Annotated in this window: 19 protein-coding genes; 6 read left to right on the top strand and 13 right to left on the bottom strand. The window is 66.8% G+C overall.

The genetic code is table 11. The annotated features are described in order from the left end of the window. Positions 1–16: 16 nt before the first annotated feature. Complete coding sequence (gene ald / locus ABDB87_RS19220; RefSeq protein ID WP_345930128.1) at positions 17–1,129, bottom strand: alanine dehydrogenase; 1,113 nt, start codon at positions 1,127–1,129, stop codon at positions 17–19. A gap of 190 nt (positions 1,130–1,319) precedes the next feature. Between ald and ABDB87_RS19215 the strand changes: the two genes are divergently transcribed. Continuing rightward, entirely contained in the window at positions 1,320–1,781 is a 462-nt protein-coding gene (locus ABDB87_RS19215; protein ID WP_345930126.1) for an AsnC family transcriptional regulator, read from the top strand. A 3-nt stretch (positions 1,782–1,784) separates the two neighbouring features. Here ABDB87_RS19215 and ABDB87_RS19210 read toward each other — a convergent pair whose 3' ends face one another. The 4 genes from ABDB87_RS19210 to ABDB87_RS19195 form a co-directional block, all read right to left on the bottom strand. Next, positions 1,785–2,624: a DMT family transporter gene (locus tag ABDB87_RS19210; protein WP_345930124.1), complete on the bottom strand. Its 840-nt coding sequence runs from the start codon at positions 2,622–2,624 to the stop codon at positions 1,785–1,787. An 85-nt stretch (positions 2,625–2,709) separates the two neighbouring features. Beyond that, positions 2,710–3,096, bottom strand: coding sequence for a hypothetical protein (locus tag ABDB87_RS19205; RefSeq protein WP_345930122.1), 387 nt, complete (start codon positions 3,094–3,096; stop codon positions 2,710–2,712). 183 nt (positions 3,097–3,279) lie between these two features. Then, a complete protein-coding gene (locus ABDB87_RS19200) occupies positions 3,280–3,561 on the bottom strand; it encodes a hypothetical protein (protein WP_345930120.1) in 282 nt (93 codons plus the stop codon). Positions 3,562–3,816: 255 nt separating this feature from the next. Next, positions 3,817–4,773: a LysR family transcriptional regulator gene (locus tag ABDB87_RS19195; protein ID WP_345930118.1), complete on the bottom strand. Its 957-nt coding sequence runs from the start codon at positions 4,771–4,773 to the stop codon at positions 3,817–3,819. Positions 4,774–4,854: 81 nt separating this feature from the next. Between ABDB87_RS19195 and ABDB87_RS19190 the strand changes: the two genes are divergently transcribed. Then, positions 4,855–6,294 carry an MFS transporter gene (locus ABDB87_RS19190; RefSeq protein WP_345930116.1) on the top strand — a complete coding sequence of 480 codons (1,440 nt, stop codon included), beginning with the start codon at positions 4,855–4,857 and terminating at the stop codon, positions 6,292–6,294. Here the strand turns inward: ABDB87_RS19190 and ABDB87_RS19185 are convergent. The 3 genes from ABDB87_RS19185 to ABDB87_RS19175 all read right to left on the bottom strand — a co-directional run bounded on the left by ABDB87_RS19185 (position 6,248) and on the right by ABDB87_RS19175 (position 11,456). Continuing rightward, the gene (locus tag ABDB87_RS19185) at positions 6,248–8,419 is read right to left on the bottom strand and encodes a putative bifunctional diguanylate cyclase/phosphodiesterase (protein WP_345930114.1); all 2,172 of its coding nucleotides are present in this window, start codon (positions 8,417–8,419) and stop codon (positions 6,248–6,250) included. The genes ABDB87_RS19190 and ABDB87_RS19185 overlap by 47 nt on opposite strands. A 270-nt stretch (positions 8,420–8,689) precedes the next feature. After that, positions 8,690–10,438 carry a polysaccharide lyase family protein gene (locus ABDB87_RS19180; protein ID WP_345930112.1) on the bottom strand — a complete coding sequence of 583 codons (1,749 nt, stop codon included), beginning with the start codon at positions 10,436–10,438 and terminating at the stop codon, positions 8,690–8,692. A gap of 112 nt (positions 10,439–10,550) precedes the next feature. Then, positions 10,551–11,456: a DMT family transporter gene (locus tag ABDB87_RS19175; RefSeq protein WP_345930110.1), complete on the bottom strand. Its 906-nt coding sequence runs from the start codon at positions 11,454–11,456 to the stop codon at positions 10,551–10,553. A gap of 155 nt (positions 11,457–11,611) precedes the next feature. On the opposite strand from ABDB87_RS19175, the gene ABDB87_RS19170 reads away from it, so the two are divergent. Genes ABDB87_RS19170 through ABDB87_RS19155 form a run of 4 tightly spaced genes read left to right on the top strand, consistent with a single transcriptional unit; the run spans position 11,612 to position 14,924 of the window. Continuing rightward, entirely contained in the window at positions 11,612–12,982 is a 1,371-nt protein-coding gene (locus tag ABDB87_RS19170; RefSeq protein WP_345930108.1) for a saccharopine dehydrogenase NADP-binding domain-containing protein, read from the top strand. A gap of 13 nt (positions 12,983–12,995) precedes the next feature. Further along, complete coding sequence (locus ABDB87_RS19165; protein WP_345930106.1) at positions 12,996–13,415, top strand: hypothetical protein; 420 nt, start codon at positions 12,996–12,998, stop codon at positions 13,413–13,415. A 5-nt stretch (positions 13,416–13,420) separates the two neighbouring features. Continuing rightward, positions 13,421–14,539, top strand: coding sequence for a glutathionylspermidine synthase family protein (locus tag ABDB87_RS19160; RefSeq protein ID WP_345930103.1), 1,119 nt, complete (start codon positions 13,421–13,423; stop codon positions 14,537–14,539). A 4-nt stretch (positions 14,540–14,543) separates the two neighbouring features. Continuing rightward, positions 14,544–14,924, top strand: a complete 381-nt coding sequence (locus tag ABDB87_RS19155) for a DUF350 domain-containing protein (protein WP_345930101.1) — start codon at positions 14,544–14,546, stop codon at positions 14,922–14,924. A 70-nt stretch (positions 14,925–14,994) separates the two neighbouring features. On the opposite strand, the gene ABDB87_RS19150 is transcribed toward ABDB87_RS19155, so the two are convergent. The 5 genes from ABDB87_RS19150 to ABDB87_RS19130 form a co-directional block, all read right to left on the bottom strand. Next, positions 14,995–15,855, bottom strand: coding sequence for a pectate lyase (locus ABDB87_RS19150; RefSeq protein ID WP_345930099.1), 861 nt, complete (start codon positions 15,853–15,855; stop codon positions 14,995–14,997). 458 nt (positions 15,856–16,313) lie between these two features. Continuing rightward, complete coding sequence (locus ABDB87_RS19145; protein ID WP_345930097.1) at positions 16,314–16,925, bottom strand: DUF4125 family protein; 612 nt, start codon at positions 16,923–16,925, stop codon at positions 16,314–16,316. Then, positions 16,925–17,815: a DUF4037 domain-containing protein gene (locus ABDB87_RS19140; RefSeq protein WP_345930095.1), complete on the bottom strand. Its 891-nt coding sequence runs from the start codon at positions 17,813–17,815 to the stop codon at positions 16,925–16,927. Before ABDB87_RS19140 ends, ABDB87_RS19145 begins: the two co-directional genes overlap by 1 nt. A 49-nt stretch (positions 17,816–17,864) precedes the next feature. Then, positions 17,865–18,716: a tetratricopeptide repeat protein gene (locus ABDB87_RS19135; protein ID WP_345930093.1), complete on the bottom strand. Its 852-nt coding sequence runs from the start codon at positions 18,714–18,716 to the stop codon at positions 17,865–17,867. 126 nt (positions 18,717–18,842) lie between these two features. Then, the gene (locus ABDB87_RS19130; protein ID WP_345930091.1) at positions 18,843–20,129 is read right to left on the bottom strand and encodes an MFS transporter; all 1,287 of its coding nucleotides are present in this window, start codon (positions 20,127–20,129) and stop codon (positions 18,843–18,845) included. Positions 20,130–20,143: the final 14 nt, after the last annotated feature.

Here is a 20,143-nt window from a genome sequence, read left to right as displayed (position 1 = left end):
CGGCGGCCGTGCCGGATCAGATCAGGCTGTCGGCCGGGGTGAAGGCGAGGCCCAGTGCTTCGGCAACTTCCGGCCGGGTCAGCTTGCCTTCGCAGATGTTGAGGCCGTTGCGCAGATGGACATCGTCCTTCAGCGCGGCCTTCCAGCCCTTGCCGGCCAGTGCCAGGGCGAAGGGCAGGGTGGCGGCGTTCAGCGCGTAGGTCGAGGTGCGGGCCACGCCGCCGGGCATGTTCGCCACGCAGTAATGCACGATGCCATCCACCACATAGGTCGGTTCGGCATGCGTGGTGGCTTTCGAGGTTTCGCAGCAGCCGCCCTGGTCGATGGCCACATCCACGATCACCGCGCCAGGCTTCATTTTCGAGAGCATCGCGCGGGAGATCAGCTTCGGTGCCGCAGCGCCCGGAATCAGCACCGCGCCGACGACCAGATCCGCACTGCTGACTTCGGCTTCCACCGATTCGCGGGTGGCATGCACCAGCTTCACCCGGGTGCCGAACTGGGCCGAGAGGCGGCGCAGCACGGCCGGGCTGCGGTCGATCACCGTCACGTCCGCGCCCATGCCGGAGGCGACCAGCGCGGCGTTGCTGCCGACGATGCCGCCGCCGATGATCACGACCTTGCCGGGTGCCACGCCCGGCACGCCGGAGAGCAGCACGCCGAGCCCGCCCTGGGCTTTCTCGAGGCTGTGCGCGCCGGCCTGGATGGCCATCCGGCCGGCCACTTCCGACATCGGCGCGAGCAGTGGCAGCGAGCCGTCGGCTGCGGTCACGGTCTCATAGGCCACGCAGATTGCGCCGCTCGCCAGCAGGGCCTTGGCCTGCTCGGGGTCCGGCGCCAGGTGCAGATAGGTGAAGAGCAGCTGGCCGGGGCGCAGCAGGGCGCATTCGGTGGGCTGGGGTTCTTTCACTTTCACGATCATGTCGGCGCTGGCGAAGACTTCGGTGGCGGTCGCCGCGATGCGCGCACCGGCGGCGCGGTAATCCTCGTCGCTGGCACCGATGCCGGCGCCGGCCGCGGTTTCCACGATCAGCGTGTGGCCGGCTGCGACCAGTTCGCGCACGGAGGCGGGGGTCAGGCCGACACGGTATTCGTGGTTCTTGATTTCCTTGGGAACGCCGACAAACATGATGTGCTCCAGTTCAGCAGGGCTGTGGTTTCGGAAGAGAGGTCTGGCCGCGGCTTCGGCTGGCTCGCCGGGTCTGTGCAGCGGATGCCGGAATCATATTGAGAGGCAGATAGTGAAAGTCACTGCAATCGAAACCCTTTCCGGCGAAAGCTCATGAATAATCGGGCCTCCATCCGCCGGCTGCAGTGAAATGACCGAACTGGACAAGATCGACCGGAAAATCCTGCAGATCCTGCAGCGCGAGGCCCGCATCCCGATCACCGAACTCGCCCAGCGCGTGGGCCTTTCCGCCACGCCGGTGAGCGAGCGGGTGCGGCGCATGGAGCGCGAGAAAGTCATCAGCGGCTATCACGCCCGCGTCAATCCGGAAGCCCTGGGCCTGCGCGTGCTGGTCTTCGTGGAGCTGCGCCTGGCGCAGAAGTCGTCCGAGATCTTCGACTCCATCCGCAAGGGCCTGGCGCATGTGCCGGAGGTGCTCGAATGCCATCTGGTCGCGGGGGAGTTCGACTACCTCATCAAGGCCCGCATTCCCGACATGCGCGACTACCGCGACCTGCTCGGCCGCATCCTGCTGAAGCTGCCGAACGCGGTGGAGTCGCGCAGCTATGTGGTGATGGAAGAGATCAAGGAAACCCTGCAACTGAGTCTCTGAGGTTCAGCGCTGCCGCCCGGCGATGACCAGCGCAATGCCGCCGAGGATGGCCACCGAGGCCAGCAGCAGGCGCAGGCTTGCCGGCTCGCCCAGAAACAGCACCCCGCCCAGTGCTGCAATCACCGGCACGCTGAACTGCACGACTCCCGCATGGCTGGCCTTGAGGGCCGGCAGCACGCTGTACCAGACGGCATAACCCGCACCGGACGCGAGCGCGCCGGAAGCGAGGGCGAGCACGAATCCGGCAGCGTCGAGGCGCGTTGTCTGGGGGCCGAGCAGGCTCAGCAGCAGCGCGAAGGGCAGGGCGCGCAGAAAATTGCCGGCCGTGGCCTGCAGCGGATCGCTCTTGCCGCGGCCGCGCAGCGAATACACGCCCCAGGCCGCGCCGGCAGCCAGCATCAGCAGCGCACCGGCCAGCGGCGGCGCGGAGAGACCCGGCAGCAGGAGCAGGATCAGCCCGGCGCAACCCAGCACGAGGCCGCCCAGCTGGCGCGGGCCGAAGCGCTCGCCGCGGCGCAGCGCCTGTCCGATCATCGTGGCCTGCACCGCCGCGAACAGCAGCAGCGCACCGGTCGCAGCCGGCAGGCTCAGGTAGGCGAAGGAAAATCCGGCGGCATAGGCGAAGAGCGCGAACCCCGAGCCCCAGTTGCCGCCACCGCAGGGTTTGCGGCCGCGCAGGTGCAACAGCAGGCACAGCATCAGGCCGCCGGACGCCATCCGCAGCGTGGTGAAGCTGGCCGCGTCGATGCCGCTGTCACGCAGGGCGGCACGGCACAGCAGCGAGTTTGCGGCGAAGGCGAGCATGGCCAGGGCGGTCAGGACGGCGAGCTGGCGGCGGGGCATGGCGTCTCCTCATCACGACGCCGGCGGGGGCCGGCTCTGCAGTCTGGCAGATGCACCGGCCTCCGGCTGCAGGACAAGGCGTGCGTTACATGCGGGCGAGGTATTCGATGCGGACGCGGGCGGCCTCCACATGCGAAGTGAGGCTGACGCCCGGCTCGAGGTAGCTGTCGCTGCTGTGGATTTCGCGACCGTCCTGCAGGCGGGCTTCCACCGCAAGCGTGGCCCGGTCGCTGGTATGGATGTAGAGCCGGTGCTGCCCGGCAGCGGGGAGCGAGTCAATCAGCGCGAGATGGGTGCTGTCATCCGTGCGGACCTGGATGCGCATGGCGGTGATGGGCTGACCGGTATCGTTGGAGATGGTGATGCGGACCACCGGGTCGAACCAGATCCGCATCGTGGCGGTGGCCGCGCCGCCAAAAAACGCCAGCGCCACGACGATGAGGGCTACCGGGTAACGAAGGCTGCGCAGCATGACGGGGCTCCGGCTTGAAAGTGGCGCGAGTATGGTGTCCGCGCAGCCGACCTTGCCTGCCATGCGTCACCGCCCGGCGGCAGGCCATGCCCCAAGGCCTGTCATTTCATGGGCTTCTGCCCGTTTGTTCAGGGCTCGGCGGGGGCGGGCGGCCTCTGCGCCACCCCGCGCGGGCAGAAGGCCTCAGGCCGTGGTGCCGGAGCACACCGCCGAATAGACGCCGTATCCGGCCAGACCGGCCACTGCTCCGGCCGCGATGAAGGGGGCTGCGCCGATGCCGGCGACCACGCTGGCCAGCGCGACGCCACCGGTTCCGAAGGCGGCAAAGGCGCCACCGCCCAGCACCGCACCAAGCACGGCAGAGCCGCTGGCGATGGCCAGGCTGGATTCTTCATTCACGCTTTCCAGGCTCGCGACGCAGAGGGCGAGGGCGAGCAGGAGCGCCAGCAACTTGTTGCGTTTCATGACGGGTTTCTCCTCCGTTTGCTGCGGGCTGTTGCCCGGGGGCTGCCACCTGCTGCCGGCAGGTGTTTCCGCGGACGCTGTTGTCACAGACCCCAGAAATGCGTGCCGGTTCAACCGGCTGTCATGCAGCAGATCGTCCCCCGCGCGCATTCTCGCAAAGTCGGCGGCGGCGTCAGCCCCGCCATCGTGACGATGTGTCGCATCGGCTGCCGGCGCACGACGAGCGGTGCAGCATGGCCGCGCCCGGGCAGGCCTTCAGCGGTGCGCCTCCGCTCCGGTGTCCTCTGCCAGTACCGCGTGGGCGGTTTCCAGCAGCGTGTCGCGCATGAAGCCGGCGAGCGGATCGGAGCTGTCACGGCGGTGGAATACGGCCGAGATCGGCAGGTGCAGGTCGTCCAGGGCCAGCGGCAGGATGCGCAGATCGCCGTGACGCAGGAAGAGTCGACTGACCAGCTCGGGCACCACCGCCACCAGCGGGCTCTGCCTGACTACGAAGGGAATGGAGAGTGGCGTTGCGGCATGCGCCACGATGCGCCGGCGCAGCCCGCGCTGCTGCAGGGCGCGGTCGATCATGCCCGGCGCGTCGCCGGTGTAGCTGGTGTGGATGTGAGGCAGATCGACGAGGTCCTCAAGCCGGACCTGCTCCGGCAGGCTGATCAGCGCCGGGTTGCAGACACAGCAGAAGCCGGCGTCATGCAGCGGAATCTGTTCATGCACCGCGCGGACCCGCGGAAAGTGGCCGACCGCAAGGCGGATCGTGCCGGCGTCCAGCTCGTCGAGCTGGCGGGAGGCGGGAATCGGCCGCACCGACAGCAGCAGGCCGGGGGCCTCGGCGCGCAGCCGGGCCATCAGCGCGGGCAGCAGCAGGGCTTCGAGCGGGTCATTGAGGGCGATGCGGAACTGCTCCTCGACGCGCGCCGGATCGAAACGCTCGTTGGCCAGCGCGAGCCGGTGTGCCCCCAGCAGCAGCTCCCGCACGGCCGGCGCGAGGGCGAGGGCGCGACCGGTGGGCTGCATGGCGGCGCCTTCGCGGTAGAGGATGTCGTCCTGGAAGAGTTCGCGCAGCCGGCCCAGCGCATGGCTCATCGCCGGCTGGCCGATGCACAGGCGGCTGGCCGCGCGCGTCACGCTGGATTCCGTGACCAGTGCGTCAAAAGCCACCAGCAGATTGAGGTCCAGGCGGCGGAAGAGGCTGTGATCGATATCGTTCATGTCGATGTTGTTGATTGGAATGATCGATTTTCGTAATTGTAGCCGCTCGCCTAGACTGGCTCTTTATCCGGATTTCCCCTCATGTCTGCCGCCGTTGCACCCGCCCCGTCTTCCCTGCGCCCTTCGCTCGTTGCGCTCGGGGCCGTCACCAGCGTCGAGTTCCTCGAGAACGGGATGGTGATGTTCTCGGCCAGCCAGATCATGACCGGCCTGCATCTGTCGGCCGCGGACTTCGCGTTTGCCTACACGCTCTACGGCATGGCGGCGATCGTGATGCTCTGCAAGCATCAGTGGATGGTCGAGCGTCTGGGCTACGAGCGTTTCGTGATGCTGTCGCTGGCGGTGTTCGGCGCGGGCTCGCTGCTCTGTGCCAGCGCCTCCGGCCTGGGCCTGTTCGCGGCCGGGCGCCTGCTGCAGGGCCTTGGCGGGGCGACCTTCTTCACCGCCGGGCGACTGGCCATCAACGAGTTGCCGGCGGAGTCGCGCTTTGCCGGCCTGTTCGCCTTTGTCGGCAGTCTGCTTGGCGGATCGGCGCTGGCGCCGCTGCTTGCGGCCAGCCTGCTGGGCGCCGGGGGCTGGCGCGCGATTTTTGCCTTCGGCCTGCCGCAGGTGCTGCTGGTGGCCTGGCTTGCCCGGGGCCGGCTGTCGCGCGCGGTCACGCCGCCCGCGCTGCGCTCGGAAGAGCACTGGGGCTGGCTGATCTGGCTGTGTCTGGCCGTGTTCTGCCTGCAGTACGCGATCCAGGCGGTGAGTCTGGCCGGCAGCCAGCCGCGCAGCGTCGCACTCACCGCGCTGGTGTCGATTGCGATGCTGACCGCCTTCGCCTGGCGTCAGTGGCGCAAGGATCGCCCGCTGATCGATTATCGCGGCCTGTTCCAGTTCCGCTATCTCTTCGGTCTGGCGATGTATTTCTTCGGCTATTTCCTGATCGGGGTGGCCGGGCTGATGCTGCCGGTATTGCTGCACGGCGTGCTGGGCCTGTCACTGCTCGCCACCGCGCTGATCTCGACCTGCGGCCTGGCGGGCACGGTGGCGATGGCGCTGGCGCATCTGGCGCTGGCCCGGCGCTGGCCCTGGCATCGCTTCTACATGATGAGCGGGCTGGCGCTCTATGCGGCGGGCTGCCTGATGCTGGCGCTGATGGATCCGCCGGCAGGCTGGGTCGGCCTGCTGCCGGCCACGCTGCTGATCTATGTGGCGATTCCGCTCTTTCTCGGTCCGGTGGCTTTCGGCACCTTCTCGGGGCTGGAGGCGCGGGTGTTTTCGCACGGTTATCAGGTGAAGAACATCGTGCGCCAGCTGGGGCTCTCCTCGAGCATTGCGCTGACCACCCTGCTGCTGCATCTGCTCGAGCATGAGCCGGCGCGGCTGGGCCTGCTGCAGGGGGCGAGCGAGCTGATCGTCGATACCGCTGTCCAGGCACCGGTGATGCTGGTGGCCAGTCAGCAGATCTTTGCCCTGATGCTGCTGGCGATCATTCCTGTTGGCCTGGTCGTAATGCTGCAGCGGGTATTCCGCTGAGCGGGCGGGCGCGCACTTCGTCCTGGCGCGGCGCGTATTTTCCCGAGCGGGTGGCCGGCCGTGCGCTTCGGTCGGCCGCGAGGAACAGGCCGGCCGAAGCGGCGTCCAGCGGCCGCGAGAACAGGTAGCCCTGCAGCAGCGGGCAGCCCATCTCGCGGAGCAGCTGCGCCTGCGTCTCGGTTTCCACGCCTTCGGCCACGATGTCCAGACCGAGGTTCTTGGCGAGCCGGATCGCGCTGTCGCAGATTTCCAGGCTGGTCTCGCTGCGCTCCATGGTGTCGACGAAGCTGCGGTCGAGTTTGAAGGCCTGCACCGGCAGCAGGCGCAGATAGCTCAGCGAGGAGTAGCCGGTGCCGAAGTCGTCGATGGAGAGCCGCAGGCCGAGCCGGCGCAGCGCCATCAGCCGGTTGGTGCTGCGTTCGGAATCCTGCATCAGCACCGATTCGGTGATCTCCAGCTCCAGATCGGCCGGCGTGAGCCGATGGCGGTTCAGCACTTCACCGATGCGCTCGGCCAGGCCGGGCTCCGGTAGCTGGCGGGCGGAAAGATTCACCGCCATGCGCAGCTGTTCGTGTCCGTCGGCGCGCCATCGCGCGAGCTGGGCGCAGGCGGTTTCGATGACCCAGGCGCCGATCCGCTTGATCAGCCCGGCCGATTCCGCCAGCGGGATGAATTCGCACGGGCCGATGAGTCCGTATTCTGGGTGCTGCCACCGGATCAGGGCTTCCATCGTCATCGTGCGGCCGGTCGTGGCACAGATCTGCGGCTGGTAGCAGAGGAAGAACTGGCCGAGATCGAGTGCGTTGCGCAGATCGTTCTCGAACTGGATGCGCTCGCGCAGGTCTTCGCGCATGGCGGGCGAGAAGCTGCGCGTCTGGCCGGCGCCGGCACTGCGTGCTTCTTGCAGCGCGAGTTCGGCGGCGGCGAACAGGGCTTCGGCGGTATGGCCGTGTTCGGGAAAGATCGCGATGCCGCAGCTTGCAGTGATGCGCAGCGCCATGTCGCCGGTATCGATGGCCTCCTCGAACACGCCTGCAAGCTTGGCCTGGAGCACCGCCGGTGCGCTCTCGGTGCGGATGTGGCCGGCGGCGAGCGCGAAGCCGTCTCCCTGCGTGCGTGCGAGCAGATCGCTTTCGCGGATGCGGGCCTGCAGGCGCCGGGCGCCGGCGCACAGCACGGCGTTGCCGGTCTCGACGCTGTGGGTGGCCTTGATGGCGCTTAGGCGGTCAATGTCGAAAAGAAAAACGGCCAGCCGGGCGTCGTCGAGCTCATGGTCGCGGATCATGGCATCGAGCCGCGTGATGAAGTTGTGGCGATCGGGCAGACCGGTGAGCGGATCGAGGCCGCGCTTGCCCGGCCCCGGCAGGCCCTTGCGCCGGCGTTCGTTGGCGAGCGCGCGGATGGCGCGCTTCTCGTGCAGTTCCCGGGTCAGCATTTCGCGCCGGACGGTGAAGGAGAAGGCGGCTGAGATCAGGATGAAGGCGAAGCCCCCCAGATAGGGCACGGCGATCACGCCGTCGTCGCTCAGCGCCGCGAGCACGCGACTCACGATCATGATCAGCATCGAGCCCCACAGGATGCGGACCGGCAGGCGCACGCCGGCGCGCTGCAGGCGGCGCACGCTCAGCACGCAATAGACCGCCAGCAGCAGCGAGGTGAAGCCCATTGCATGATTGACCAGCGAAGTGCTGCCCTGGATGAAGCGCAGGGCTTCGCCCCAGGGCATGAGCACCACATGGTCCGGCCGCACCGCGGAGAAACGGTAGCCATAGGGCATCACGAAGTTGAGGAGGATGCCGGCAAGCGAGGCGAGCGCGATCCAGGGTGAAATGCGGAAAATCCGGCGCTCTGCCTCGAGCGATTCCATGGCCAGGGCGATCAGGGGCAGGATCGCCAGCCAGAAGACATTGCCCCATCGGTGCGCGACCAGCGCGCTGGCGGCATCCGGCGCGTAGTACTGCCGCGCACAGGCAAACTGGAAGCAGCCCAGACTCAGGCAGATCGCCATGAAGATGAGATTCAGGTGCGCGGGCTTGCTGCGGTAGGTGAGCAGCAGCGCGTGGGCCGAGGTCATCAGCATGATGCCGACCGAAATCAGGTAGGCCGTCAGCAGTGGGGAGGTCATCGTCTAAGCCTGGTCTGAACGGGATCTTCGTCCCGCTGCGGGTCAGGGCGGAATGCGGAAGGCATTTCGCCCGGTGCGCATGATGATTCCATGTCGTACGCACTGCCCGAAAGTCTGGCACCGGCATGGCATATTTAACAATCGTTTGCAGATCATTCTTCCGCAAACGTGTGCCTGGTTGTCTCCCCAAGCAGGAAGACTTGGGCGGGCGAGCCCGGACCTTGCCCGAATCCGGGTGCGGCGGACGCCGGGCGCCCGCCTTCATGGCGCTCAGGGCGCGAGGGGCGTGTCGGCGGCCGGGCTGCGGCTCAGCGAGAGGCTGTCATACATGACCGCACCGCCCTTCAGCACCAGGCTCAGCGAATGCGCGCCCGCGCCGAGCCGGTCTGCCGGAATCTCGAAGCGGTGGTGGTAGCCGTGTCCGCCCGTCATCGCGTGGCGGTAGATGGATTTGTCATTGTCATGCCGGATCAGCGCGAGTGTCTGGCCGTCGAGCTCGACGGCCAGCACGGGCGAGCTCGGCTGATTCATGCCGCTGTGGCTGGCGGCGGCCAGGTCGATATCCAGCCGGCACGGGCAGGGCGCATCGGCTGTGTCGAAACGGATGTTCCAGCGCCCGGGCCGGGTCTGCGCGAAGTACCAGTCGGTGGACGGGTTCGAGCGGCCGACGACGAAGTCCAGATCGGCGGGGACTTCCCGGTGCCAGTGATTCGCGCGCGGCTGATCGGCGAAACGGAAGCCGCTGGCGCGGCGGTCCGCGTCACCGATGGCCCACAGCAGCGTCCCGGCGGGCTGCAGCGCTATCGCCGACAAGGTCTGCTCACCTGCCGCAAGATCCAGCTCGCGCGTGGCGGCGGTCAACACCGGCGCGCCTTCGTCGGAGCGCACCGCCAGCCGGTAATGGCCCGGGCGCACGCCTTCGAAGCGGAAACGCCCTGCGGTGTCGGCCTGCGTCGCGTAGAAGTAGCCCAGCGTCTGGTCTTCCGGCGTTGCGGTGGCCTCCGACCACAGTTGCAGCGTGTAGCGTCGGGCAGGGCCGGCAGGCAGGACGAGGTGGCCGCTCAGGCTCGCGCGCTGCAGCGGATAGCGCGCGTCGCGCACCCGGGCGTCGGGCCACTCGCGTGCAGCTTCACGGGCCTGGCGAGCCGCGTCGGCTTTCATGCTTTCGGCATCCCCTTGGTTGAAGTACATCAGCCAGGGGCCATAGAACTTCTCCCAGCCGGGTGGCGCGACCAGATCCGGCGTGCCGAAATGCGCTCCGGTGAGGTAGTTCAGCACGATGGCATCCTGATGCACCAGCAGGTCCTGCTTCAGATCGTCGCCCGAGTAATAGTCGCGGCCGGGCGAGAGCAGCCAGGCGCCATAGCCATGGCCATGCACGCCCCAGAAGGGCGCGCGGCGCGGGTAGCCGGCGAGGTCGTACTTGGAGTAGACCGAGCCGTCGGGCAGGGTCCAGGTTTCGTCCTGCAGTTTCGGCATCCTTTCCAGCGAGGCATACAGCGGCGGCTGCATGTCGCGCTCGCCGTTGAAGGCGCGATCGAGCAGGCTTGCATCAAACCGCCACACGCTGCGCAGCTCGCTCACCCGCAGCGGAGCGCTGCCGGCATTGCGTGCAATGACCCAGCTCTGCAGCGCGTTGAGACCATCACGCATGGTGAGGTGATACTCCAGCTGCAGTGGCTCGCCAGCATCCGGCAAATAGGCCACATGGGCGAACTGCGGCGTGCGCTCGATCAGCATCAGTCGGGCCGGGTGGAAGGGCGTTGCGCGACCCGAGTGGTAATCGAGATAGCCGCTGCGTTTGCGCGCGCTGTCGGCCATCGCACCGGAGTAATCAGCGATCAGGGGCTGGCCGTCGAGCGTTACCGAGCGGGCGCTCGCATCCGGCCCGAAGACCACGCGCAGATGGCCATTGTCGAAACGGCTCTCCAGCCCCTCCACTTCCAGCGATACGCCGGCAGCGGCCAGCAGCGGGCAGAGCAGGGGCAGCACATGCAGCAGTCTTTTCAGCCGGTTCATGACCTTGTCCTTGGTTGGCGGGTTGGGAAGCGGCACCGGCTGCAGTGTGAGCCGACCCATGCGCGCCGGCCTTTGTGTCGCGGCCGGTCCGTGAGCAAGGCTGGCCGGGCTTTCATGAAGCGGGGCGGCGGTGATGCCGGCTTACCGTCAGCACGCCCGCCAGCACCAGCGCACTGCCGGCAATGAAACGCGGCTCGAGGGCTTCGCCCAGCCAGAGTGCGCCCAGCAGCACACCGAAGAGCGGCGTGAGGAAAGAGAAGCTGCCGAGGCTGGAGGCCAGATAGCGGCCCAGCAGGCGAAACCAGAGCAGGTAGCTCGCGAAGGACACGATCACCGACTGGAAGGCGAGGCTCAGCCAGCCGGCCGGCCCGGGCTGGAAGTGCGCCTGACCCGACAGCAGGCTTGCCGGCAGCAGCAGGACGAAGCCGGCTGCAAGCTGGTAGAGCAGGGCTTCGGAAGCTGGCACGGTCGCCAGCGGCGAGCAGCGGACCATCAGTGTCGTGGCCGCCCAGGCGAGTCCGGCGAGCAGGCCCAGCACATCGCCGGCCAGCATCGTCGCGTCCGGCGCGGCGCTGGCCGGACCGGGGCCGAAGAAACTCAGCACGATGCCGCCGAACGCCAGCCCGATTCCGCCCCATTGCAGCGGCGCCAGGCGCTCGGCCGGGATCAGGCGATGCAGACCGAGTGCGACGAAGATCGGTGCGGTGTAGAGCAGCACCACCATGTGCGCCGCACTGGTGAGTTGCAGACCGGCACCCACGAAGAGGAACTCGACCGCGAACAGCACGCCGCTGAGCAGGCCGCTGCGCCAGACGCCCGGCGTGAGCCTGAGCCCGCCGTGGCGGCGCATGAAGCACGCGATCAGCAGCGCCGAGAGGCCCGAGCGCAGCGCGATCTGGAGCAGGGGCGTGATCTCGTGGGCGGTCGCCTTGAGCACGATCTGCTGCAGTGCCCAGATCAGGCACAGCACGAGCATCAGCGCGCTCGCGGGCGCATCAAGGGTGCGGCGTTCGTTCATGCTTGAAGGGGGCGAGGCAGGCGGGCGGATGCAGCGGGCATGCCCGGTATTATCCTCCAGAGCCTTGTCCGGAAACCGCCGCGCCGGCAGATCCTGGTCGGGCAGGCGCCCCGCCCTGCCTCAGCGGAAGGCGGGGCTCGCCTTAGAATGAAGGCATGTTTTCATCGCGGATTCTTTTCCTTGGCTTTGGCTGTGTCGGACAGGCACTGGCGCCGCTCCTGATGTCTCGCTGGCAGGTGTCGCCTGATCGCCTGCGGGCGCTGGCCGCCGACGATCAGGGCGCAGCGGTCGCGGCTTCGCTTGGCATCGCACACGAGATCCTGCCCATCGTGCCCGGCAACCTGGAGGCCGTGCTGGGCGCGCGCCTCGGTGAGGGTGACCTGCTGATCAATGTTTCCGTCGAGGTCTCGTCCAGAGCGCTGATCGAATGGAGTCAGTCGCACGGTGTGCTCTATCTGGACACCTGTGTCGAGCCCTGGGCCGGGGGTTATCGTCCGGCGCCTGGCCGCCCTCTGGCGGCGACGACCAATCATGCCTTGCGCGAAGCGGTGCTGGCCCTGCGCGCCCCGGGCAAGCCGACGGCCATCGTCGCGCATGGCGCGAATCCCGGCGTCATCAGTCATCTGGCCCGGGCGGGCCTGCTGGCGATGGCCGCAGACCGGGGCCTGGTCCTGCCTCAGGGGCCTGACGCATGGGGGCGTCTGAGCCAGGCGCTGGGGATCCGGGTCATCCAGATCGCGGAGCTTGATACCCAGCGCCCGGACCGGCCGCAGGACGAGGTCTTCGTGAATACCTGGTCTGCTGAAGGGTTGCTGGCCGAAGCGGGTCAGGCAGCCGAGTGCGGCTGGGGCAGTCATGAGCGCTTGCTTCCTGCGGGCGCCTTCCGGCTTGGTGCGGGACGCGGCGCCGGCCTGCATCTGGCCGGGATGGGCGCGTGCACCCGGGTCAGCTCATGGGTGCCCGGCGGCGGCGAACAGGATGCCTGGCTCATCACGCATCACGAGGCGCTGTCACTGGCGGAATTCCTGACGGTTGGCGGGCAGGGGGCCGACGATAGCCCGATTGCATATCGGCCAACCGTGTTTTACGCATACACTCCCTGCGAGGAGACCCGGCGCTCCCTTGAACGCTGGGTCGGGAGCGGATGTGTCGAGCCGGTCGCCACGCGTGTGCTGCGCGAGGAGCTGGCGGGGGGCGAAGACCAGTTGGGGCTGCTGTTCGTTTTCGAAGGCGGTGCGTACTGGTACGGCTCCACCGTGACGCTGGCGGAGGCGCGCAGATGGAGCATCACCTGCAATGCCACCTCGCTGCAGGTAGCCGGCGGCATCCTGGCCGCGCTGGAGTGGATGCGGGCGCATCCGGCCGAAGGGGTTCTGGAGGCGGAAGATCTGCCGCACGAGCCGCTCCTTGAAACGGCCCGCCCTTATCTGGGCCGGATTGAAGGCATCTGGACGGACTGGCAGCCTCCGGGTTGTCGTGCTGCCGGGGGTTCCGGAGGACTGCAGTTCGCCGGTTTTCTTGTATGACATGGAGATTGATTTGAAACGCTCACGCGAGATCTGTCTGCTGGTGCTGGGGACTTCAATGCTTGCCGCAGCTTGCTCGGATGACCGCAGGGACATCCTGCAGGGGCAATACGCGTCGCGGGAGGATTGCCGGCGCGACTGGGGCGACGATGATGTCTGCCCTGCGCAGGACAAGCGCAGCGGCACTGGCGGCGGATCGCATGGTGGCGTGTATGCCGGCCCGCGTTATTACTGGAGCCACAGTGGCGGCACGCCGATCGCGCTGATGCCGGACGGCTCCGAGCGGGTCATGGCGAATGCACCGCTGGCCCGTGGGCAGACCTCCTTTGCCCGCGGCAACAGCATCGTCAGCCGGGGGGCCAGCGTTGCGCATGGCAGCGTGTCGCGCGGTGGCTTCGGCAGCATTGCCCACTTCGGTTCGGCAGGAGGCTAGGCGCCATGCTTCGCGAGATCGTGACCCCCCGCAAGGATGCCGGAGCGAAGCTGGAGGCGGTGGGCCTGTCCTTCCACAGCTGGGACAACTACTGGTGTGAAGACGTCTGCTATCGCTTCACGGCCGCCCAGGTCGAGGAGCTGGAGGCGGCCGCCGAAGCCCTGCACGCCATGTGCCTCGAAGCACTTGCCCATGTCATCAAGACCGGGCGCCTGGGCGAGCTGGGCATTCCGGTACGCTATCAGGACGCCATTGCGGCCTCGTTCAGGGCGGAGGATTTCAGCCTGTATGGCCGCTTCGATCTGGCCTATGACGGCGTCAACCCGCCGCGGATGTTCGAATACAACGCCGATACGCCGACCAGCCTGCTTGAGTCTGCGGTGGCGCAATGGACCTGGATGGAAGAGGTCTTTCCCGGCAGCGATCAGTTCAACTCGCTGCATGACCGTCTGGTCGAACAGTGGAAGCTGGCACCGGGAGACGGCCCGATCCATCTCGCGTCACTGGGCGGGAACGAGGAGGACTGGGTCTGCACGATGTATCTGCTCGATACCGTCTTGCAGGCCGGTCGGGAAGCACGTCATCTGCATATCGAGGATATCGGCTGGGATTCGGACACGCGGCAGTTCGTGGATCTCGACAACCGGCCGATCGAAACGCTGTTCAAGCTCTACCCCTGGGAATGGATGATGCGGGAGGCGTTCGGCCCCCATGTCCTGCAATCGCAGACCCGGATGATCGAGCCCCTGTGGAAGTCGGTGCTGTCCTGCAAGGGCCTGCTGCCGATCCTGTGGGAGTTGTTCCCGGACCACCCCAATCTGCTCCCCGCCTACTTCACGCCCGGCAAGCTGGCGTCCTATGCACGCAAGCCGCTCTATTCGCGCGAGGGCGCAAATGTGCAGCTCGTGCGTGAGGGCCAGATTCTGGCGAGTGACGATGGTCCTTATGGTGCGGAAGGCTACGTCTATCAGGCCCTGCACATGCTGCCCGAGTTTGGTGGCCGTTATCCGGTCATCGGCGCCTGGATCGTGGGCAAGGCTTCGGCGGGCATCTGTGTCCGCGAAGACGCTTCCCCCATTACCACCAACATGAGCCGTTTCATTCCCCACTACTTCGTGGAGTAAATCCGTGACGCAATCCCTGATTCTTTTCCTGAGTTATCTGATCACCGCGGTGCTGCTGCTGGGCGTGTTCGTATGGGTCTATGCGCGGGTGACGCCCTATCACGAGTTCCAGCTCATCAGGGAGAACAACAGCGCGGCTGCCGTGACGCTCGGTGGCGCGATGCTGGGCTTCACCTTTCCGATGATGGCATCGATCTACTACACGCAGTCCCTGGTCGAGATGATGCTTTGGGCGCTGATTACCGGGCTCGTTCAGCTGGGGGTTTTCATCGCGCTCCGCCGCTGGGCCGGTCAGATCGAGCAGGGGCGGATCGCGCCGGCGATCCTGCTCGCCAGCGCATCGATCGCGGTGGGGCTTCTGAACGCGGTCTGCATCAGCCACTGAAGCCTGCCGCAGGAAACGGAAAGGCCCGTCCCCGCCGGAGCGGAAGACGGGCCCTGTCAGGCCTCAGCGCTTACAGTGCCGAGACGTCGCTCAGCTTCACCTTGCAGCTGTTGCTCTTGTCTGCCCAGGCCTGTTGCAGCTTGGGCGAATCGCCGCTGTGCTTGGTCTTGTCGAGGCCTTCGAATTCCTCGCAGATCGGCGGGGTGGATTCGACCGAACCGCTCTTCGGCGCGACATAGCCTTCAACGCGCAGACCGGTGATCGTGATCACGTCATAGATGCTGGCGCTCTGATCGCGATACTTGGAATTGACGCCCGCGATCGAGCCGAAGGGGCCGTAGGCATCCACATTCTTCATCGTGATCGTGCGCGGGCCGGTGTTGCCCGAGCAGTTGCCGCAGGTGCGGACGATCTTGCCGGCCTTGCCGGTGATCTTGCTGGGCGTGGAGGAGGTGGCCGGCACGATGTAGAACTTCGAGCTCTCGATGTTCACCTTCACGTTCTTCTGATTCACCTGGATGAACTTGTCCGGCTTCTTGCCGTAGGCCGCGTCGTTGCTCATCGTGTTCTTGAAGGTGCTGCCCTTGATGTTCAACGTCACGCCATCGGCGCGGGTGCTGATGGCGTCTTCGCAGACCTCGTCGAAGGTCACGCCTTCGACATTGCAGGTGCCCGAGTAGCACTGGATGCCCTTGCCAGCCTTGCCTTGCGCGAACTTGGCGTTCTTGATCGTGGCGTTGTAGAGCTTGATGATCGGTTGCTGATTGTCGTCGTCACCGTTGCACCAGCCGCCCGAGATGTACTGACCGCCGCAGTCCACGATTTCGTTGGTAAAGGTCGCGCCCGCGACACAGCGGGAATCCGCGGCTTGCGCCGCACCGGCGCCCATCAGCACGGCGACCAGGGCCGCCATTTTCAGCATGCGTTGCATTTGTCTTCTCCAGTTATTTGCATCTTTTCCGGCCAGGCTGCACGGGCTGGCCCGTTGGGCCGCACATCCGGTCTGTCCGGAGCCGGATCGTGGGCGTGCGGGCAGGTCGGGTCAATGACAAGTGAGTGGCGCTGCAGCGCAACAGAGGGCGCCATGACCTGAAACCCTGCCCGACAGTACGTCGCCCCGACGGGTGGTTTTTCGGTGGCGGGCTTTGTGTTTTTGCGGAATTCGCGCCCGAAGGCCGGGGTGGCGGAGGCGTTTCGACGCCCTTGCAAGTGCATGGCTACCAGGAAGTAACAAGTTTGTTGTTTTTTTGCCAGCGCAGCATGAGGCCCGTGAAGGGAGCCGCAGGCGGAGCGCGCGCAGGTCAGGCGGCGCAGCTTGGCCGACCGGCTCAGGGGGATGCAGTTCGGGCTCGCGGCAGGTCGTTCGGCCGGTTCTTGCCCGGCGTGCGCCTAGGCGGCCGCGGCGAGCCGGGCTTCGGCGTCGGCCAGGTCGCGGTAGCCGTAGAGCCGGGCGGTGTGTTCCATCGTGCGGGTGGTGAGGTTTTCGCCGGCAGCTTGCAGGGCGGCCACCATGCGCTTGTAGGCCGAGAGCGTCATCTCGGAATAGGTGCCCAGCTCGCCGCGCAGATAGGTCTCGAAAGAGGTGTCGAAGGGCGTGTCTTCCTCGCTGCGGATCAGCCGGGCCTGGCCGGACATGTGCGGAAAGGCGGCGGCGAACTCGAGGCGCCAGACGAGCTGCTGGAGGATGATCCGCTCGATGTCGGCGCACTGCGATTCGGCCAGCGGCGGCAGGGTGTGGGCAAAGCTGGCGTATTGCGCCGGCGCGGTGGAGGCCATCATGCGGGCATATTTTTCCTGCACCAGATTCCGGCCACGCCGGGCCGCGTTGCGCAGGTCGGCCAGATAGCCTTCGCGGGTGGCATTGTCCCAGGCGAGGAACTGGCTCTTGCGCATGATCTCGAAGGTGCCGAAGTCATCCTGGCAGTTGGCGCGGCCGCCTTCGTTCTTCACCTTGTCGAAGGCCTGCCATTCGAGTGCCACGATTTCATCAACGATGTCCATCAGCGTGTCTCCGTGCTGCCCTCGAGCAGGGCGTCTACATGGTGTTCGAGAAAATCGCTGCCGGGCTCGGTGAAGCCGGCCTCGATCAGCCCGGCGAGCAGGCCGGCGCTGACTTCGGCGATCTGCGCGGCGGCGTCTTGTGGTGCGGTGACGGCGAGTTTCGCGAGCTGCGCATGCAGGGTCTGCTGGCCCGGCAGGCGCGCAAGGCTGCGGTGCAGCCATTTGTCATGCGGCGCATAGCGGCGGCAGAGCGCATGGGCGAGCAGACAGCTCTGGCGGATGAATTCGGCCAGCATCAGATTGGCGGCGACCGCATCGCCGCGAGCGAGCGAGCGCGGCAGATTGTACTGGCCGGTCTGCGCGATGCGGCCGGCGGCCTGGGCAAGCTTGCGGCGCTGGATGCGTTCGGGATAGTAGGCGGCGATCTGGCGGCGCCAGCGCGAGAACTCGCCCGGCGTGTCTTCGAAAACCTGGCCGTTGCAGGCGGTGGCGAGCAGGTATTCCGGGATCTGCAGCCAGTCCGCGTCACTCACCGGGAGCGCTGGCGCACCGAGGAAGGTGGCGTAGAAGGCCGGGATGGCGAACACGCCGGTGCGCTGGCCGGCGCGGCGGCTGGCGGGCGCGGTGGCGTGGCCTTCAAAGGTTTTCGGCAACGCATCGTAGGCGGCCTGCAGCTTCACACCGATGGTATCGAATTGCTTCTGCGGCAGCCACAGGCAGAAGCCCGGACCGAAGTCGTGATCCTGCGAGATCGCGTCGTCAAAACCGAAACGGTCGGACCCGAAGCCGACCAGGCCGGCGGCAATATGCTCCTGCCATGGCATGAAGGGCCGCAGCAGCGCGTCACGATGGGTGAGGTAGAAACGGCGGGAGAGTTCGAGTCCCTGCATGGTGGATCCTTTGTGTTCGGGGGCGCTTTGCGCGGCGTTCCGTGCTGGCTCAGGCCAGCGTCTTCTCGATCTGCGCGGCTTCTTCGCGCAGCGCGCCGGCACGGGTCGGGTCCGTCGCTTCGATCACGGTGGCGAGGCTTTCCAGCGTCACGGCATAGTTGTGGCTGCGACCGTAGTTCGTTTCGATGGCCGGCAGCGCGGCTTCGAAATGACGGATGGCTTCGGCGGTGTCGCCCTGGCGGAAGGCCAACTCGCCACGCGCCGAGAGTGCGGCGCCGTAGTGCGGGTTGCGCGGGGTCTGGCTCTCGAAGAGTGCGATGGCGCGGTCGAGATCGGCGCCAGCTTCATCGAACCGGCCGAGGCGCATTTTCGATTGCGCCATGTTGGTCAGCGTGACGGCCTGATCCGCCTCGCTGCCCGCGCGGCTGGCGATCAGCGGCAGCGCGAGTTCGAGGCTGGCGAGCGCGCGCTCATGCCGGCCGCATCCCTGCCAGGCGAGGCTCTGGTTGTTGTGCAGGCTGGCCCAGAGATAGGGGTCATCCATCTTCTGCGCGCGGTAGATCGCGGCCACTTCGTTGTAGGCCTGGTTGGCGCGGATGTTCTGGCCGTCAGCGCGGTAGGCGGTGGCGGCATTCAGCAGCGTGGTGGCATAGGGCACGCTGCCCTTGTAGCCCGCGTCTTCCAGCAGACCCAGCGCGTCGACGGCCTGTGCGATCGCCTCGCGATGCCGTCCCATGCCGCGGTAGAAGCCCATCAGCTCGTTGAGGATGGTGAGCTCCAGACTGAGCTCACGCCGCTTGCGGGCGGCGTCGAGATGCTCGAGCAGGAAGGGTTCGACCTTCGCGATGTCGTTGTTCCGGAAGAGGCTGTCGAGGTGTTGCAGGACGTCCTGGATGGTCATGGCGTTTCCCGGTCGGTGAAGCCCTTACTCTAGCGCCGCAGGCCTGTGGCGTTCTTGATCCCGCGCGGCGCGGATGCAAAAAGGGCCCCGGAAAATCCGGAGCCCTGTCTGCGGTGCTGCGCTGGTTCAGGCGCCCTGCTGGGCGAGCTGGCGTGCAGCCTTGCGTTCCGGATCCTGCAGGATGAACCAGATCGCGGCGGCGGCGAGCAGGTCCATGCCGGCGAGCACGGCGAAGAGCGGCGGGAAGCCCAGCGTGTCAGCCAGCGCACCGACGACCAGTGCGAACAGGGTCGAGGCGGTCCAGGCGGCCATGCCGGTCAGGCCGTTGGCGGTGGCCACTTCGTTCTTGCCGAAGACGTCGGCCGAGAGCGTGATCAGCGAGCCGGAGAGCGACTGGTGGGCGAAGCCGCCGATGCACAGCATGGCGATGGCCACATAGGGGCTCGTGAAGAGGCCGATGATGCCGGGCCCGATCATCAGGAAGCCTCCGAGCACGACCACCATCTTGCGCGAGACGATCAGCGTCACGCCGAAATGCTTCTGGAAGAAGGCCGGCATGTAACCGCCCACGATGCAGCCCAGGTCGGCGAAGACCATCGGCATCCAGGCAAACATCGCGATCTGCTTGAGGTCGAAGCCGTAGGCCTGGTGCATGAAGATCGGCACCCAGGCGTTGATCGTGCCCCAGGCGGGTTCGGCGAGGAAGCGCGGCAGCGCGATGCCCCAGAACTGGCGGTTCTTCACGATGTGCAGCACCGAGGTCTTCTTGCCGCCGTCACCCTTCAGGCGGGCCTCCTGGCCATCCAGGATGTACTGGCGCTCTTCATCGCCCAGGCGCTTGTGCTCGGAAGGCTTGCGGTAGTTGAAGATCCACAGCAGGGCCCAGGCGAAGCTGAGCAGGCCGATTACCACGAAGGCGGCTTGCCAGCTGTGCGCCACGATGGCCCATACCACCAGGGGCGGCGCCAGCATGCCGCCGATCGAGGAGCCCACATTGAACCAGCCGACCGCCTTCGGGCGCTCGCTGGCCGGGAACCATTCCGAGGTGGCTTTCAGCCCGCCGGGGATCATCGCCGCTTCGGCCGCACCCACTGCGCCACGGGCGAAGGCCAGGCCCTGCCAGCTGCCGGCGAATGCGGTTGCCACACAGAACACCGCCCAGGCGCTGGCAAACAGCGCATAGCCCATCTTGGTGCCGAGCACGTCCAGCACATAGCCGGCCACCGGTTGCATGATCGTGTAGCAGGCCGAGTAGGCGGCCACGATGTAGCCGTATTCCTGATTGGTGATGTGGAGTTCGGTGCTGAGCGTCGGCATCGCGACCGCGATCGAGTTGCGCGTCAGATAGCCGAGGACGGTACCCAGCGTGACGAGTCCGATCATGTACCACCGGAGTCCCTTGATGTGCTTCATGATGTGCTTCCTGT

It is taken from the genome of Uliginosibacterium paludis, assembly GCF_039631355.1.
Lineage (GTDB): Bacteria > Pseudomonadota > Gammaproteobacteria > Burkholderiales > Rhodocyclaceae > Uliginosibacterium > Uliginosibacterium paludis.
This window is presented reverse-complemented; position numbering and strand designations above follow the sequence as displayed.

Coding starts and splice junctions, on each gene's coding strand:
- ABDB87_RS19190 (WP_345930116.1), top strand. CDS start 4,855: ATGTCTGCCGCCGTTGCACCCGCCCCGTCTTCCCTGCGCCCTTCGCTC.
- ABDB87_RS19160 (WP_345930103.1), top strand. CDS start 13,421: ATGCTTCGCGAGATCGTGACCCCCCGCAAGGATGCCGGAGCGAAGCTG.
- ABDB87_RS19170 (WP_345930108.1), top strand. CDS start 11,612: ATGTTTTCATCGCGGATTCTTTTCCTTGGCTTTGGCTGTGTCGGACAG.
- ABDB87_RS19135 (WP_345930093.1), bottom strand. CDS start 18,716: ATGACCATCCAGGACGTCCTGCAACACCTCGACAGCCTCTTCCGGAAC.
- ABDB87_RS19150 (WP_345930099.1), bottom strand. CDS start 15,855: ATGCAACGCATGCTGAAAATGGCGGCCCTGGTCGCCGTGCTGATGGGC.
- ABDB87_RS19175 (WP_345930110.1), bottom strand. CDS start 11,456: ATGAACGAACGCCGCACCCTTGATGCGCCCGCGAGCGCGCTGATGCTC.
- ABDB87_RS19140 (WP_345930095.1), bottom strand. CDS start 17,815: ATGCAGGGACTCGAACTCTCCCGCCGTTTCTACCTCACCCATCGTGAC.
- ABDB87_RS19145 (WP_345930097.1), bottom strand. CDS start 16,925: ATGGACATCGTTGATGAAATCGTGGCACTCGAATGGCAGGCCTTCGAC.
- ABDB87_RS19210 (WP_345930124.1), bottom strand. CDS start 2,624: ATGCCCCGCCGCCAGCTCGCCGTCCTGACCGCCCTGGCCATGCTCGCC.
- ABDB87_RS19215 (WP_345930126.1), top strand. CDS start 1,320: ATGACCGAACTGGACAAGATCGACCGGAAAATCCTGCAGATCCTGCAG.
- ABDB87_RS19185 (WP_345930114.1), bottom strand. CDS start 8,419: ATGACCTCCCCACTGCTGACGGCCTACCTGATTTCGGTCGGCATCATG.
- ald (WP_345930128.1), bottom strand. CDS start 1,129: ATGTTTGTCGGCGTTCCCAAGGAAATCAAGAACCACGAATACCGTGTC.
- ABDB87_RS19195 (WP_345930118.1), bottom strand. CDS start 4,773: ATGAACGATATCGATCACAGCCTCTTCCGCCGCCTGGACCTCAATCTG.
- ABDB87_RS19205 (WP_345930122.1), bottom strand. CDS start 3,096: ATGCTGCGCAGCCTTCGTTACCCGGTAGCCCTCATCGTCGTGGCGCTG.
- ABDB87_RS19180 (WP_345930112.1), bottom strand. CDS start 10,438: ATGAACCGGCTGAAAAGACTGCTGCATGTGCTGCCCCTGCTCTGCCCG.
- ABDB87_RS19200 (WP_345930120.1), bottom strand. CDS start 3,561: ATGAAACGCAACAAGTTGCTGGCGCTCCTGCTCGCCCTCGCCCTCTGC.
- ABDB87_RS19130 (WP_345930091.1), bottom strand. CDS start 20,129: ATGAAGCACATCAAGGGACTCCGGTGGTACATGATCGGACTCGTCACG.